15 protein-coding genes are annotated in these 14,277 nt (G+C 61.2%); 2 read left to right on the forward strand and 13 right to left on the reverse strand.

Annotation, left to right across the window (positions count from 1 at the left end; genetic code table 11):
• Window positions 1–23: 23 nt before the first annotated feature.
• The 7 genes from BC363_RS26145 to BC363_RS26175 all read right to left on the reverse strand — a co-directional run bounded on the left by BC363_RS26145 (window position 24) and on the right by BC363_RS26175 (window position 7,310).
• Complete coding sequence (locus BC363_RS26145) at window positions 24–1,259, reverse strand: multidrug effflux MFS transporter (protein WP_065780172.1); 1,236 nt, start codon at window positions 1,257–1,259, stop codon at window positions 24–26.
• Between the two features lie 393 nt (window positions 1,260–1,652).
• Entirely contained in the window at window positions 1,653–1,991 is a 339-nt protein-coding gene (gene grxD, locus BC363_RS26150) for a Grx4 family monothiol glutaredoxin (RefSeq protein WP_065780174.1), read from the reverse strand.
• A 134-nt stretch (window positions 1,992–2,125) separates the two neighbouring features.
• Entirely contained in the window at window positions 2,126–2,368 is a 243-nt protein-coding gene (locus BC363_RS26155; RefSeq protein ID WP_065780176.1) for a hypothetical protein, read from the reverse strand.
• A 7-nt stretch (window positions 2,369–2,375) separates the two neighbouring features.
• Window positions 2,376–2,609, reverse strand: coding sequence for a BolA family transcriptional regulator (locus BC363_RS26160; protein ID WP_057248940.1), 234 nt, complete (start codon window positions 2,607–2,609; stop codon window positions 2,376–2,378).
• Window positions 2,610–2,790: 181 nt separating this feature from the next.
• A complete protein-coding gene (gene purL, locus BC363_RS26165; protein ID WP_065780178.1) occupies window positions 2,791–5,022 on the reverse strand; it encodes a phosphoribosylformylglycinamidine synthase subunit PurL in 2,232 nt (743 codons plus the stop codon).
• Window positions 5,023–5,218: 196 nt separating this feature from the next.
• Complete coding sequence (locus BC363_RS26170) at window positions 5,219–5,800, reverse strand: acyloxyacyl hydrolase (RefSeq protein ID WP_141690434.1); 582 nt, start codon at window positions 5,798–5,800, stop codon at window positions 5,219–5,221.
• Between the two features lie 91 nt (window positions 5,801–5,891).
• Window positions 5,892–7,310, reverse strand: a complete 1,419-nt coding sequence (locus tag BC363_RS26175; protein WP_065780182.1) for a PLP-dependent aminotransferase family protein — start codon at window positions 7,308–7,310, stop codon at window positions 5,892–5,894.
• 82 nt (window positions 7,311–7,392) lie between these two features.
• Between BC363_RS26175 and BC363_RS26180 the strand changes: the two genes are divergently transcribed.
• The gene (locus BC363_RS26180; protein ID WP_065780366.1) at window positions 7,393–7,647 is read left to right on the forward strand and encodes a DUF1127 domain-containing protein; all 255 of its coding nucleotides are present in this window, start codon (window positions 7,393–7,395) and stop codon (window positions 7,645–7,647) included.
• Between the two features lie 145 nt (window positions 7,648–7,792).
• Here BC363_RS26180 and BC363_RS26185 read toward each other — a convergent pair whose 3' ends face one another.
• From BC363_RS26185 to purC, 4 genes are all read right to left on the reverse strand, one after another.
• Window positions 7,793–8,200: a hypothetical protein gene (locus tag BC363_RS26185; protein ID WP_065780184.1), complete on the reverse strand. Its 408-nt coding sequence runs from the start codon at window positions 8,198–8,200 to the stop codon at window positions 7,793–7,795.
• 55 nt (window positions 8,201–8,255) lie between these two features.
• The gene (purQ, locus tag BC363_RS26190; protein WP_065780368.1) at window positions 8,256–8,927 is read right to left on the reverse strand and encodes a phosphoribosylformylglycinamidine synthase subunit PurQ; all 672 of its coding nucleotides are present in this window, start codon (window positions 8,925–8,927) and stop codon (window positions 8,256–8,258) included.
• Between the two features lie 270 nt (window positions 8,928–9,197).
• Window positions 9,198–9,440: a phosphoribosylformylglycinamidine synthase subunit PurS gene (gene purS, locus BC363_RS26195; protein ID WP_065780186.1), complete on the reverse strand. Its 243-nt coding sequence runs from the start codon at window positions 9,438–9,440 to the stop codon at window positions 9,198–9,200.
• 33 nt (window positions 9,441–9,473) lie between these two features.
• The gene (purC, locus tag BC363_RS26200) at window positions 9,474–10,238 is read right to left on the reverse strand and encodes a phosphoribosylaminoimidazolesuccinocarboxamide synthase (RefSeq protein WP_025427151.1); all 765 of its coding nucleotides are present in this window, start codon (window positions 10,236–10,238) and stop codon (window positions 9,474–9,476) included.
• Window positions 10,239–10,573: 335 nt separating this feature from the next.
• Between purC and BC363_RS26205 the strand changes: the two genes are divergently transcribed.
• Complete coding sequence (locus BC363_RS26205) at window positions 10,574–10,888, forward strand: ATPase inhibitor subunit zeta (RefSeq protein ID WP_065780188.1); 315 nt, start codon at window positions 10,574–10,576, stop codon at window positions 10,886–10,888.
• A 58-nt stretch (window positions 10,889–10,946) separates the two neighbouring features.
• Here BC363_RS26205 and BC363_RS26210 read toward each other — a convergent pair whose 3' ends face one another.
• Together BC363_RS26210 and BC363_RS26215 are read right to left on the reverse strand one after the other, a co-directional pair.
• Window positions 10,947–13,436 carry an EAL domain-containing protein gene (locus BC363_RS26210; RefSeq protein ID WP_141690435.1) on the reverse strand — a complete coding sequence of 830 codons (2,490 nt, stop codon included), beginning with the start codon at window positions 13,434–13,436 and terminating at the stop codon, window positions 10,947–10,949.
• A gap of 154 nt (window positions 13,437–13,590) precedes the next feature.
• Complete coding sequence (locus BC363_RS26215) at window positions 13,591–14,145, reverse strand: alpha/beta hydrolase (protein WP_065780192.1); 555 nt, start codon at window positions 14,143–14,145, stop codon at window positions 13,591–13,593.
• Window positions 14,146–14,277: the final 132 nt, after the last annotated feature.

Raw genomic sequence — 14,277 nt, forward strand, 5'->3', positions numbered from 1 at the left:
CAAGGCTGTTTGGCAGGCTGTGATCAGCCCGCCGGGTTGTGTGCCTTGAACAGCTTTCCGCGTTCGGCGATGAGAACGAACACGACACCGATCGCCGCAACGGTGAAATAACCGATCGCAAGCGGTGTCGCCGTGCCGTCGAAGGCCTGACCGATGATGGCACCGATGACGCCGCCGCCGATGGTCTGGGTAAAGCCGAGCACCGAGGAGGCGGTGCCGGCGACGTGGCCGAGCGGCTCCATCGCCATCGCGTTGAAGTTCGACGCGATCAGCCCGAACTGGAACATCGCAGCACCATAGAGAACCACGAAGAGCGGGAAGGGCACCGGGCCATAAAGCGACGCCACCATCCAGAGGAGGCTCGCCAGCATGAAGCCGAGCAGTGCGGCATGCGACAGCGCCCGCATGCCGAAACGCCGAACGAGCTGCGAATTGGTGAACGACGCGACCGCCATCATTCCTGCAAATGCCGCAAACACGACCGGGAACCACAGACCCAGCCCGTAGACCCCAACGAGGATCTGCTGGGCGGAGTTGATGAAGCCGAAGAGCGCACCGAGGATGACCGATGTCCCCAGCGTGTAGAATAGCGACAGACGGTTCGTCAGGACGATCTTGAAGCCGCTGAGGATGACCGCCGGCGTGAAGGCCCGGCGATGATCCGGGTTCAACGTCTCCTGGAGCCGGAACACGACGAGCGTTGCTATCGTGAAGGCAAAGAGCGCGATGACGACGAAGATCATGTGCCATTCGGCAAAGATCATGATCAGCTGTCCGACGCTTGGCGCTATGACCGGTACGATCATGAACACCATCATGATCAGCGACATCACTTCAGCCATGCGACGGCCACCATAGACGTCACGCACGATCGACACGGTGATGACGCGCGTGGCGGCGGCGCCGATGCCCTGGACAAAGCGAAGCGCGAGCAGGGCGCTGAAGGTCGGTACAATGGTGATTGCGACCGCGCAGACACCGTAGATACCGAGACCTGTGAGCAGCGGCGCCTTGCGGCCGAAACGATCTGACAGCGGGCCGAAGAACAGCTGCGCCACGCCCATGCCGATGAGATAGGCAGTGATGACATACTGCCGATGATTTTCATCGGTGACGCCGAGGCTGGCGCCGATCTGCTGCAGACCCGGCAACATAATGTCGATCGACAAGGCATTGACTGCCATCAGCATGGCCATCAGGGCGATGAACTGAAATTTGCTGAGGCCGGGAGCGGCCGCTTCGTCTGTCGTGCTCGTCATAGGCAAAATCCTTGCGGCGCGCCGGGCGCAACCGTAATAGGTCAAGACCGGAGTTTGTTCCGGAAAGAGGCGACGTCGGCTGGCAAAATGCCGGTCGGCATGTCGAGTGTCGTTTGAGAGGACGGGCCTGGTCCGGCAAAGCGGTGCAAGCGGCATCCGATGTGAAGCGAAAGGGACTTTCGGCGATGGGCAGCCGGGCCAAGCCGGAGCATGGGGACGGGCGAACGCCCTTTCAGGCTGCTTATGCCGATTTATCGCGACCGCTTCATGACAGAACGAGAATGTGTTCCACCTAGAAAAGAACAACGAAAATTAGACGATCCGGATTTATTTCCGGAATCAAAAAAGGCGGTCGCCCGCCTTTTCCGACCAGATCGGAGTTGGCGGCCTGACTTAGGCAGCAGCGCCCTTGACCGAAATTCCCTGTTCCTGCAGGTGCGACTGGAGTTCGCCAGCCTGGAACATTTCGCGGACAATGTCGCAACCGCCGACGAATTCACCCTTTACATAAAGCTGGGGAATGGTCGGCCAGTTCGAATAGTCCTTGATGCCCTGGCGCAGGTCCGCGTCGGCAAGAACGTTGATGCCCTTGTAGTCGACGCCGATGTAATCAAGAATCTGGACCACCTGGCCGGAGAAACCACATTGCGGGAACTGCGGCGTACCCTTCATGAAGAGTACCACGTCGTTGGTCTTGACTTCGTTCGCGATGAATTCGTGAATTCCGCTCATCTTTTCATCCTTCCTGCGCCGGTTTCAAGGACCGGATATCGATTGGGCCTTAGATAGCATGCATATCAGTGATTTTCATCACCCAAATGCAACAAATATTGATGGGCCTCAAGATGTGGTTTTAATACAACTGCTCAGGCCGAACGGCGGCGTGCCTTGCTGCGTGCGCTGGCGGTTCGCCGCCGGCTCACCTGTTTCTTGGCCGGCTTGCCGATGGCGGCTTCCAGGAGATCGCCCAGAATGCCGCCCGTCGCTGCCTTGCGTGTCCGGCGTTTGGTCCGCTTTGTCGCGGTCCGCTTGACGCCGGTCTTCTTCAGGATTTCCTTCAGCGCGCTGTCGACAACGCCACTGACCAGTTCCTTGATCAGATCGGCCATTGCCTGCTTACTCCGGCGCGCTGGTCTGAAGGGCGAGGGCGTGCAGAACGCCGCCCATGTTGCCCTTCAGCGCGTTGTAGACCATCTGGTGCTGCTGCACCCGGGTCTTGCCGCGAAACGCTTCGGCCACGACTTCGGCGGCATAGTGGTCGCCGTCACCGGCCAGATCGCGGATCGTGACCTTGGCGCCGGGAATTCCTGCCTTGATCATGTCTTCGATGTCGCCTGGTGTCATGGGCATGTTACGCCAACTCCTTGTTATTCTGCAGTGCCCGCAGCGTTGCCGACACTGTCCATACACTCAGGGAACCACGATTCAGGGGCGAAACGCAATTGCTGAATTGATCGCAACGGAAACTCACGCAGCCCTGCGCGTGCGGCAATTTCGAATTGCCGCCGCACCCGGCCGCCGTCGCGCAGTCTCAGTTTTCCGGTGCCAGGTCGCCCTGCATGAATTCCGGGAACCACGCCTCGTGGGCGGAGCGCAACTGCCCGATCGAGACCGCCTTGGCGTCGCCAAGTTTGACCGCATCGCCGCCGGTCTTGCCGATCGCCGGCAAGGAAACGCCAGCGGTTTTCGCTCGTGCGAGGACGGCATCGAGCGCGCCGGCAGCAACCGTCACGACGTAGCGGCCCTGATCTTCGCCGTAGAAGCTGGCGATCGGATCATGACCCGTGACCGCGCCGACCGTGGCGCCGATGCCCGATGCCATCGCCATCTCGGCGACCGCAAGAGCCAGGCCACCCGACGAGCAGTCATGAACGGCGGTCGCAAGGCCATCGTGGATCAGGCCGCGGACGAAGTCGCCGACTTTGCGCTCATGCGCCAGATCGACATGCGGTGCCGGGCCGTCGGTGCGGCCATGGACGTCACGCATATAGACCGACTGGGCGATGTGCGAGCCGAGACCATCAGGCGCACCGGCAAGAAGGATCGTTTCGCCGGCAGCGGCAAAACGGATGCGCGCCATCTTCGACCAGTCCTTGATCAGGCCGACGCCGCCGATGGTCGGGGTCGGCAGGATTCCCTGGCCGTTGGTCTCGTTGTAGAGCGACACGTTGCCGGAAACGATCGGGAAGTCGAGCGCCGTGCAGGCTTCGCCGATGCCCTTAATGGCATGAACCAGCTGGCTCATGATTTCGGGGCGTTCCGGATTGCCGAAATTGAGATTGTCAGTGGCCGCCAGCGGCAGAGCGCCTGTCGCCGTCAGGTTGCGCCAGCATTCGGCAACCGCCTGCTTGCCGCCTTCGAACGGATCCGCCTCGACATAGCGCGGCGTCACGTCGGAGGAGAAGGCCAGCGCCTTGGTCGGGTGCCCCTCAACGCGCACCACGCCGGCGTCACCGCCCGGCAGCTGCAGCGAATTGCCCTGGATCAGAGTGTCGTACTGTTCGTAAACCCAGCGCCGCGAGGAATTGTTGGCCGAACCGACCAGTTGCACGAGCGCGTCGGCAACATCCGTCTGCGGAATGTCGTTGGTCGCAAGTGCCGTCGGAACCTTGGCCGGCGTCCAAGGGCGGTCATATTCCGGCGCTTCGTCGCCCAGTTCCTTGATCGGCAGGTTTGCGACTTCCTCGCCCTGATGCAGGATGCGGAAGCGCAGGTCGTCGGTGGTCTTGCCGACGATCGCAAAATCGAGACCCCACTTGACGAAAATCGCCTTGGCGACTTCTTCCTTGGCCGGCTCCAGCACCATGAGCATGCGCTCCTGGCTTTCCGAGAGCATCATCTCATAGGCGGTCATGCGTTCTTCGCGCACCGGCACGGTGTCGAGGTTGAGTTCGATACCGAGGTCGCCCTTGGCGCCCATTTCAACGGCCGAGCAGGTGAGACCGGCGGCACCCATGTCCTGGATGGCGATGACGGCGCCCGTCTGCATCAGCTCAAGGCAGGCTTCGAGCAGGCACTTTTCGGTGAAGGGGTCGCCGACCTGGACGGTCGGGCGTTTTTCCTCGATCGATTCGTCGAACTCGGCCGAGGCCATGGTTGCACCGCCCACGCCGTCACGACCCGTCTTGGCGCCGAGGTAAACGACCGGGAGACCGACGCCTTCAGCCTTGGAGTAGAAGATCGCGTCGCTCTTGGCGAGACCGGCGGCGAAGGCGTTGACGAGGATGTTGCCGTTGTAGCGGGCATCAAACTCGACTTCGCCACCGACGGTCGGAACGCCGAAGGAATTGCCGTAGCCGCCGACGCCGGCAACGACGCCGGAAACGAGGTGGCGGGTCTTCGGATGATCGGGCGAACCGAAGCGCAGGGCGTTCATCGCCGCAACCGGGCGAGCGCCCATGGTGAAGACGTCGCGCAAAATGCCGCCGACGCCGGTCGCTGCACCCTGGTAGGGCTCGATGTAGGACGGGTGGTTGTGGCTCTCCATCTTGAAAACGACGCAGTCGCCGTCATCGATGTCGACCACGCCGGCATTTTCGCCAGGCCCCTGGATGACGCGCGGACCCTTGGTCGGCAGCGTGCGAAGCCACTTCTTCGAAGATTTGTAGGAGCAGTGCTCGTTCCACATCGCCGAAAAGATGCCAAGCTCGGTAAAAGTCGGCTCGCGTCCGATCAGGCCGAGAATGCGCTCGTATTCATCGGGCTTGAGCCCGTGCGAGGCGATGAGTTCCGGGGTGATGGGGCGGGTGTTGGAAATCGTCATCGTCGACCGTCAAATCCTTCGGGCGGCGCGCAATCCTTCCACGGGATATGGCGCGTGCGAACCGCAACAGACACAGGGGGCGCTTTGCGGCTTCTTTAGCGTATGCTGCGGCGCGGCGCGACAGAAAAATACGGGCGATCAACAACGGTTGCCGCCCTTTTTCGAGGCGCCCGGGCGTCTCGCTGATGCTGACCTGTCAGAACTTGTAGCCGAGCGCGAGGCCGGCGCGGGTCAAGCCGTCGTTGGGACCATCGCAAAGTTCGGCATGCGAGGCATGCTCCACCGTCGCCGACAGGTTCCAATGCTCGTCGAACCTCAAGCCGGCCGCGGCATATTCGCGGAAGAGCAGGCGGCAGCCGAGCTTCGGCCCCAACGTGCCGTCAGCGTGCAATTCTCCGTCATGCACCGTTCCGCCGGCGCCAAGCTCGACGAAGAACCGCTTCGTCACATCGAAGGTCCAGCTCAAGCCGCCATAGACTTCGTTGGCGCCTTCGGACGAGGTTGCGATGGCGGCCCCTGCATGAATGCGCGGTCGCAGCAGCTGCTCGCCAAGATCCTTGGCGCCGTCTGCATCGAGCGGATCGAGGAAGACCGTGAACGAAGGAAAGACGCCATGCTCGCGGTTATCGCCGTTGTTGATGGACGCAGTCGTCCCGAAGCGCATCTCATCGAAGATGCCGTCACCGGCGATGGCGGGGGCGGTCGGCACCATACCGGCGAGAAGAAGCGACAATGTTGCGAAGCAGCGCGATGGACGAAGAAGAAGCAATGATGGCATGCCGAATCCCTGAAGCGAATCGATCTACGCAAGACTGCTAAAACATATGATGCTCAGCCTTGCGCGAAAGTCACCCCGCGGATCCGGGTTATCAGTCGAAACTATCGTAGCCCGCTCGCCCGCTGTCGAGCAGCCGCCTCAGCGTCTGAAAGCCACGGCGCACCTCGGCACGGTCGGCCGGCGAGGAAAAGCCGATGCGAATGCGGTGGAAGACGCGGTCCGCCCGGCCGGCCTTGAACTCATCCTCGTCGTCGACGAGCACGCCTTCCTGTAGTGCTGCCTGCTTGAACGTTCCGGAAAGCCAAGGCTCCGGCAGCTTCATCCAGAGGAAGGGAACACTCGGATGCGAGCTGAACTCGATACCGTCGAACACTTCGCGCGCCATCGCCTCGCGCACCCGGATCTCTTCGATACCCTTGCTTCGCAGAATGGTGGCCGAGCCGGAGAGAACAAGCCGCGCGCAAAGCTCCGCCAGGATGAACGGCAGGCCGCCGCTGACCATCTTGTGGGCAATGCGGATGCGCTGGCTGAAATGGGGAGGGCAGGCAACCCAGCCGCCGCGCACGCCAGCGGCGACGGACTTTGAAAGGCCGCCGACGAGAAAGGTTCGCTCGGGCGCAAGCTCCGCCAATGGCGGCGTCGGATCGCCGGTCATGGCACCATAAAGATCGTCTTCGACCAGCCAGACGCCGTATTTACGGGCGATATCGGCAATCGCCTGGCGCCGGGCAAGCGGCATGACGGCAACGGTCGGGTTTTGCGCGCTCGGCATCAGGAAGGCGAGCTTGGGATGCTGCTGGGCACAAACCCGCTCGAAGTCCTCGGGAATCAGCCCGAATTCATCCGATTCCATCAGCGTCGTGCGACGCCCGATCAGGCCAGCGCTGCGGCTGACCTGGGAGTAGGTAAGCGTCTCGAAGGCGATACGATCGCCGGGCGAGGTCACGGCGGCGATTACGGCGATAACCGCAGCATGCGCACCCAGCGTCGGCACGATCGTTTCCGGCGAGGGACGAAAGCCGCCGCGTGCCAACCATTGGCATCCGGCCTCGAACCAATGATCCGGGAAGTTGCGGGCGTAGCTGGCAATGTCGGCGTGGTGATCGCGGCTGATCTCGCTCAGCAGTTCACTCAAGACATGGCCCTGGCCTATATCCGGTGCCGCGGTGCTGTCGAAGCGCAATTTCCCGGCGGGTGCAATCAGCGGCCGGGTGCCGGCCAGGGATGTGGTCAGCGGGTCGGCCTGCTCCGGCGGGCGGCTTTCCTGGTGATCCAGCACATAGGTTCCGCGCCCGACCTCGCCGCTGACAAGACCGCGTTCGCGCACGATATTGTAGGCGCGTCCGATGGTGCCAATGGTGACACCAATGTCATAGGCGAGGTTGCGCTGCGGCGGCAATTTGGCGCCGACGGGCAGGGCGCCTTCGCCGATTGCCTGCTCGATCTGGTCTGCAATCCGCGCATAAAGCGGACCGTGACCCTGCTGAATGTCTGGGAGCCAATTTGTCATAGTGACAATTATCTAGATTACAGGGCGAAATATGTCAATTATCACCAATGCAATGATGTCAATCGATGCATTGGAGCGCACAATGAGTACAATTGATACAATTTGCTCGACCGTCGTGGAAAAGGCCCCTCGCGCACGCCGCAAGGTCGGGTTCGACGTCGAATTTTCGGGGAGGGCGAAGAATGCGCTTCAGCGCCTCTGGCGGCTCTACTGCTTCCTGGCGGCCAAGAGGCGCAGCCGCTTGGCTCTCGAAGAGATGAGCGACTGGCAATTGAGGGATATCGGCGTCTGCGAGAAGGATGCCCGGCGGGAATCGTCGGTGCCGTTCTGGCGTTAACGCACGCGGCGCGAAATGTGTCGCGGTTTTGCAATAACGGCATGCGCAAAAAATCAAAGCGCGGTAGACGATCCTTCGCGACGCGCATTGGCGAACGCTGAGGGTGCCGGCCCCGCAGCGTCCGAACTCTCAACCGGTGGCTTGATTAATTGCAGCCCTGGCCGCCAGCGGCCCAGCGGCGGATATCTGCGCTCATGCGGGTGCCGACCGGTTCGCTCAGCAACGGCCCGAACGCCTGCAGCCGCGCCGGCTGGCCTTCCGCCTGAACGACGGCCAGCGGCCGTGCTTCGGGCGACTTGCGCGGTACGATCAGGATACGGGGGCGTCCGGAGAAGGAATTGAGTTCAGGGGCGAGCCGGTAGTTCTTGAAGGCCGGATCGCCCGATTTGAACCAGCAGCTGTTGGCGCCAAGCGCAACGCGCTCCATCGTCGGCAGGGCGGCCGAATTTGCTGTCGGCGCCGGTGGGCGCGGCGATTGGCAGGACGTCAGAAATGTCAGGGCGAATGCCGCGCAAGCAGGGGCGATCAGGCGTCCAGTGAAAGTTGAAGGCATCGACGGTCTCGCTTGCGTTAAGGGGATGGTCGAATGCCTTCTATCAGTGGGACGGTTAAGCGGCGATTACTTCGAGAGCCGAAGCGAAGATGCCGCGACCATCGGCGCCGCCGTGAGCCGCTTCGATCAGATTTTCCGGATGTGGCATCATGCCGAGTACGTTGCCGGCCTTGTTCATCACGCCGGCAATATCGCCCATCGAACCGTTCGGATTGGTGCCTTCGGCGTAACGGAACACGACCTGGCCATTGCCTTCGATCGACTCCAGGGTCTCAGCGTCAGCAAAATAGTTGCCGTCGTGGTGTGCGACGGGGCTGCGGATGATCTGCCCCTTGGAATAGGCGCGGGTAAAATCTGTGTCGGCGTTGACAACCTCAAGCTTGACTTCGCGGCAAACAAATTTGAGCGAAGCGTTGCGCATCAGCGCGCCCGGCAGGAGACCGGCCTCGACCAGAATCTGGAAGCCGTTGCAGACGCCAAGAACCTTGACGCCCTTTTCGGCCTTCGCCTTGATCGCCTGCATGACCGGCATGCGGGCCGCAATTGCGCCACAGCGCAGATAGTCGCCGTAGGAGAAGCCGCCGGGGATGACGATCAGGTCGACATCCGGGATCTCCGTTTCCGTCTGCCAGACGGTCACGGGCGCCTTGCCGGAGATTTTTGTAAGGGCAGCGATCATGTCGCGATCGCGGTTGAGGCCTGGAAGCTGGACGACGGCTGACTTCATGGTGCGGTTCAAACCCTGCCTGCGCCTCTTGAAGCTCATGCAATTCGAGGCGGTTTCCGATGCGGCCGAAGCGCAGTTCCGTGCGCTCGGGGCCGATGTTGGATGCACTGCGCATCCCTTCCACTTTAAAACCATCGAGCCGCGGGCAGAATGTCCCTTCGATGTCGCTTGGCTGATCGGCATGGGAAGGGCCCGTACTGCATGGGCCGCATCGTCATTTCCAGTTCACCCGAGCCGTCATGTCCGGCCATCCGCGGCGCTCCGCCGCCGTTAGGCGAGGGAGATGGTGTAGTTTTCGATCACCGTGTTGGCGAGTAGCTTTTCGCACATCGCCTTGAGGTCGGCCTCAGCCTTGGTCCTGTCGCCGGTCTCGATCTGCAGATCGAACACCTTGCCCTGGCGGACCTGGCCGATGCCGTCGAAGCCCAACGCGCCGAGCGCGCCTTCGATTGCCTTGCCCTGCGGATCGAGAACGCCATTCTTCAGCGTCACGGTTACACGTGCCTTGATCACTTTACACTTTCCCCGAACTAACTTGACCAGAAACTACTTGACCAGAACCGGGCCGGTGCCGCGCACGGGCTCGTTCTCGTTCATGATGCCGAGACGGCGAGCCACTTCCTGATAGGCCTCGACCAGGCCGCCCAAATCACGGCGGAAGCGGTCCTTGTCGAGCTTTTCCTTGGTCTCGATGTCCCACAGACGGCAGCTGTCCGGCGAGATTTCGTCCGCCAGGATGATGCGCATCATGTCACCTTCGAACAGGCGGCCGCACTCGATCTTGAAATCGACGAGCTGGATGCCGACGCCGAGGAACAGACCGGTCAGGAAGTCGTTGATGCGGATGGCAAGCGCCATGACGTCATCGAGTTCCTGCGGGCTTGCCCAGCCGAACGCGGTGATGTGCTCTTCGGAAACCATCGGGTCGTCCAGAGCATCGGCCTTGTAGTAGAATTCGATGATCGAGCGGGGAAGGACGGTGCCTTCTTCGATGCCGAGGCGCTTTGCCAGCGAGCCAGCGGCAACATTGCGCACGACGATCTCGAGCGGGATGATTTCGACTTCCTTGATCAACTGCTCGCGCATATTGAGACGGCGGATGAAGTGCGTCGGAATGCCGATGCGGTTCAGATGCGTGAAGATATACTCGGAAATCCGGTTGTTCAGCACACCCTTGCCGTCGATGACGTCATGCTTTTTCTTGTTGAAGGCGGTCGCGTCGTCCTTGAAAAACTGGATCAGCGTGCCCGGCTCGGGACCCTCATAAAGGATCTTTGCCTTGCCCTCGTAGATACGGCGGCGACGATTCATGGATATTGTCTCTGTGGTTGTTGGCGCTCTTGGGTCGCGCTAGTGGAGTGTTCTTACGGGGTCCATAGCTGAAAAGAACGCATTTCACAATCGGCGTATCTTCCCTTCCCCTGATTTACCTAGAGCGTGTCGCGATCTCTAGGATCCGCTCCTCGCGCTTTGGATCTTTGATCTTTCGCATGCCATTATCGCAAAACCGCTGCGCACTTTTGCGCGACATGCTTAGGGTACCATGAAAGTCACGAAACAAGAAAACTTCGCATTGCACTTTGACCACTGGTTTGGTTTATGGCGATAACTATTTCCGGCATGGAATTCTCAAGGGAGATCAATTGATGACGACGATGCAGGATCGCGAAAAGGCCTTCGAAGCCAAGTTTGCGCTGGACGAGGAACTGCGGTTCAAGTCTGAGGCGCGCCGCAACAAGCTGCTCGGCCTTTGGGCTGCCGGCTTGCTCGGCAAGACCGACGCGGAAGCCTATGCCAAGGAAGTCGTTGCGGCCGATTTCGAAGAAGCTGGCCACGAGGACGTCGTGCGCAAGATCAAGGCAGACTTCGACGCTGCCGGCGTTGCCCAGAGCGAAGAGCAGATCCGTGTGCGCATGCTTGAGCTTCTCGGCGAAGCGATCGAGCAGATCCAGAGCAAGTAATTTCGGGTGGCCAGACGGCCCCGTGACATCGCCGCTCGGCTGAAAAGCCGGGCGGTTTTTATTTGGCCGCCTTGTAGCGACGTCCTTTTTCCGGCGCCGTTTCGGCGCCCGGCGACGGCTTCCAGCCACTTTTGATGCGCTGTTCGAAATCGAGGCGGCTCATCGGCTTTGCCAGCGCGTAGCCTTGCAGGATGTCGCAACCGAGATCCCTCAGGATCGCCGCGTGCTCCCAGGTCTCCACGCCTTCTGCCACCACCTTGATGTTGAGCGAGTGGCCGATGTCGATGATGGCGCGAACGAGCTTTGCCTGTTGGGCGCTTTCGGTGATGGGCCCCACGAGCGCCCGGTCAATTTTCAGGCGGGCCGGATTGAGGTTGAGCAGGCCGATGATCGAGGCGTGCCCAGTGCCGAAGTCGTCGATTTCAATCTCGATGCCGAGTCCGTTGAGCGCAGCGATCGTCTCGGCAATCTCATCTTCGAGATCGTCGAGGAATATGGATTCCAACAACTCGAAGGATAGAACCCCCGGCGGAATGCGCATCGCGCGGAGGTCGGAGATCAGGCTCGGATCACGCAGCCGCCGCGACGAGACGTTGACCGAGATCTTGGGCACTGTGAGACCGGCACGACGCCAGGCGGTAAAATCGGCATAGGCCATCTCGACGATGTTCCTGTCGATCGCGGGCAGGGCGTTGATCTCCTCGGCCACCTTCAGGAAATGTGTCGGAGCAAGGATGCCGCGTTCGGGATGGTCCCATCGCACCAGGGTTTCTACACCGGTGAGATCGAGCGAGCGGGCGTCGAATTGCGGCTGGTAGTAGGGCACGAACTGGCCCTCCTCGATCGCCTGACGGATATCGTCGCCGGTTCGCTTGGCACTGAGGATCTGGTTCTGGATCTGCTCGGAAAATACCTCGAATCGGTCACGGCCGAGGCTCTTGGCACGATAGAGTGCGATATCGGCATTCATCAGCAATTGCTTGGGATCGGTGTCGCCCTCGCCCCTCCAGGCGATGCCGATACTGGCGCCCAGCCGGCAAAGCTGCCCGTCGTAGGGAATAGGGCGGCGGAAGGCATGGACGATGCGCGCTGCGAGATCTCCCAGATCGCCAAGGCTGCGGCCACGACGGCAAAGAATGACGAATTCGTCGCCGCCGATGCGGGCGATGAAATCGTCCTGATCGGCATGACACCGCAGGATCGCGGCGGCATGCATTAGCATCGCATCGCCGGCCTGATGCCCGAGCGTGTCGTTGATCTGCTTGAAGCGATCGAGATCGAGGTGGAGGATGGCATTCAGCGTCGGATCGTCGGCGAGGATCTGATCGAGGTAGCGCCGATTCGGCAGGTCCGTCAGGTAGTCGTGCAACGCGTTGTATTCGATGCGGATGCGCGCTTCTTCAAGTTCACGGTTGCGGGCTTCGGTCGAAGCCTTGGCCTTGCGCAGCTCCTCCTGGAGCGCCACGTCTTCCGTGACGTCCCAGTTCGCGCCGATCAGTTTGCGGGTGCCGTCGCGGTCGACATAGAATGCCGTGTTGGCACGAATGTGCCGGATTTCGCCATCCGCCAGGATGATGCGGAACGCATTGGTGAAGGGGGCTCCTGCCGCAACGCCACCGTTGACGCGGGCGATCGCGATTTCCCGGTCGTCGGGATGCAACATGTCTTCCCAGTTGCGGCCACTCGGCGCGCCGGCCCCAGGATCAAGGCCATAGATGCCCAGAATGCGTTCGTCCCAAAGGGTCTCCTGAGTTTCGAGATTGTGGTCGAACACGCCGATCTTCGAGACGTCAAGCGCCAGCCGAAGACGCCGTGAGATTTCCTCAAGCCGCGTCTCGGCCTCCTTTCGCGGCGTAATATCCGTGTCGGTGCCGATAATGCGACTGGGCTTGCCGTCCTCTCCATAGGCGACGGATGCGCCGCGGCTTTCGATCCAGACCCAATGTCCGTCCGCGTGGCGTTCGCGATACTGGAACGTGTTGTAGGTGACCTCGCCTGAATCTTGGCGCCCGATCGAAGCCACCACATGGGCACGATCGTCCGGATGCACATTCTCGATCCAGGCATCGAGCGAGCCGTCGACCTCAGCGTCGTCAGGAAGGCCGCGCAGACGCTTCCACGTGGCGGAGTAGAAGAGATTGCCGGTCGAAAAATCGTGATCCCAGACGCCTTCGAGCGCACTTTCAAGCGCATACTTCCACCGCGTCTCATCGTTGCGAAGTCCGGCAATCTCGCAGATCAGATGATCGACCGGAAGCATCAGCAACAAGCGGTTGTCCGCCATTGCACAAGAGGAGCAAACCAGAGAAACGGTGTCGGCCGCGCCATGCAGGCGGATCGTCTGGGCGGATGCCGAAGGTTGCGACGTCCCATCGGGCGACAGCAGGTGTTGGTCGTCGGCATGAACAAGGTCATGGAGAGACCGATTGAGTAACTCGCACGACTGAAGGCGCAAAAGATCGCAGGCATAGGGGTTTGCCGAAACGATCGTCCCTGTTTCGTCGACAACGATCGCCCCGACCGGCAGCTGGTCCAGCGCCGATCGCATCACAATGTCTAGCTTCGCCGATGCACGGCGTTTGTTGTTGATGGGATCTTTCGGTCCGGTCACGTATCCCACGATCCAGCATTTGTTGCCGGTAGATGATGATCGCGGACCATGAACTTCGGATTAATGCCGAGTCGTCTTGTTAGCAGGGCGATCAGGGCTGCAGGCGGCTGAGAAACTGCGCGAAGACCATCGTGCCCTCCGGCCACGGGCCGTGTCCGGACTCGGTGTTGAGATGGCCGGATTGCCCGGCGTCCACCAGCAGGGCCCCCCAGGATTTGGCGATCTCGTCGGCATGCTCATAGGAGCCAAACGGATCGTTGCGGCTTGCGACCATGAGCGACGGAAACGGCAGCGGATCGCGCGGATATGGCCCGAAGGTCATCAGGTGCTTCGGCCGGATCGCGGCATTGGCCACATCCGGCGGGGCGACCAGGAAGGCGCCGGCGATCTTCTTTTCGATGTGGGGCAGGGCATGGACCGCAGTCGCAACGCCGAGCGAGTGAGCGACGATGACGACCGGCTTTTCGGCGGCATTGACCTCCTCGATCATGCGCGCCACCCAATCCTCGCGCACTGGCTTGGCCCATTCGGCCTGCTCCACGCGGCGAGCCGTGGACATCTTTCTCTCCCAGCGGGACTGCCAATGGTCGGGACCAGAATTGGTGTAGCCGGGAACGATCAGGATATGGGCGTCGGAAAGTTTCATAATGGCCGCGATGTGGCGTCGAAACTCGTCGAAGTCAAGGCGTAGGCGACAGAGCCTGCATTTTATGTATAATCGCCAATGCAGGTCGCGGTCGATGCGGCTCGAGTTTTGCCGTTGTCGCTGGTCCGTGGC

The sequence above is a fragment of the Ensifer sp. LC384 genome (assembly GCF_001695865.1).
Classification (GTDB): Bacteria; Pseudomonadota; Alphaproteobacteria; order Rhizobiales; family Rhizobiaceae; genus Ensifer.

Bases quoted from the DNA above. Each gene is read 5' to 3' on its own strand.
- purQ (WP_065780368.1), bottom strand. From the start codon at position 8,927: ATGAAGTCAGCCGTCGTCCAGCTTCCAGGCCTCAACCGCGATCGCGAC.
- BC363_RS26160 (WP_057248940.1), bottom strand. From the start codon at position 2,609: ATGCCCATGACACCAGGCGACATCGAAGACATGATCAAGGCAGGAATT.
- purL (WP_065780178.1), bottom strand. From the start codon at position 5,022: ATGACGATTTCCAACACCCGCCCCATCACCCCGGAACTCATCGCCTCG.
- BC363_RS26205 (WP_065780188.1), top strand. From the start codon at position 10,574: ATGACGACGATGCAGGATCGCGAAAAGGCCTTCGAAGCCAAGTTTGCG.
- purC (WP_025427151.1), bottom strand. From the start codon at position 10,238: ATGAATCGTCGCCGCCGTATCTACGAGGGCAAGGCAAAGATCCTTTAT.
- BC363_RS26180 (WP_065780366.1), top strand. From the start codon at position 7,393: ATGAGTACAATTGATACAATTTGCTCGACCGTCGTGGAAAAGGCCCCT.
- BC363_RS26175 (WP_065780182.1), bottom strand. From the start codon at position 7,310: ATGACAAATTGGCTCCCAGACATTCAGCAGGGTCACGGTCCGCTTTAT.
- BC363_RS26155 (WP_065780176.1), bottom strand. From the start codon at position 2,368: ATGGCCGATCTGATCAAGGAACTGGTCAGTGGCGTTGTCGACAGCGCG.
- grxD (WP_065780174.1), bottom strand. From the start codon at position 1,991: ATGAGCGGAATTCACGAATTCATCGCGAACGAAGTCAAGACCAACGAC.
- BC363_RS26215 (WP_065780192.1), bottom strand. From the start codon at position 14,145: ATGAAACTTTCCGACGCCCATATCCTGATCGTTCCCGGCTACACCAAT.
- BC363_RS26185 (WP_065780184.1), bottom strand. From the start codon at position 8,200: ATGCCTTCAACTTTCACTGGACGCCTGATCGCCCCTGCTTGCGCGGCA.
- BC363_RS26145 (WP_065780172.1), bottom strand. From the start codon at position 1,259: ATGACGAGCACGACAGACGAAGCGGCCGCTCCCGGCCTCAGCAAATTT.
- BC363_RS26170 (WP_141690434.1), bottom strand. From the start codon at position 5,800: ATGCCATCATTGCTTCTTCTTCGTCCATCGCGCTGCTTCGCAACATTG.
- BC363_RS26210 (WP_141690435.1), bottom strand. From the start codon at position 13,436: ATGCGATCGGCGCTGGACCAGCTGCCGGTCGGGGCGATCGTTGTCGAC.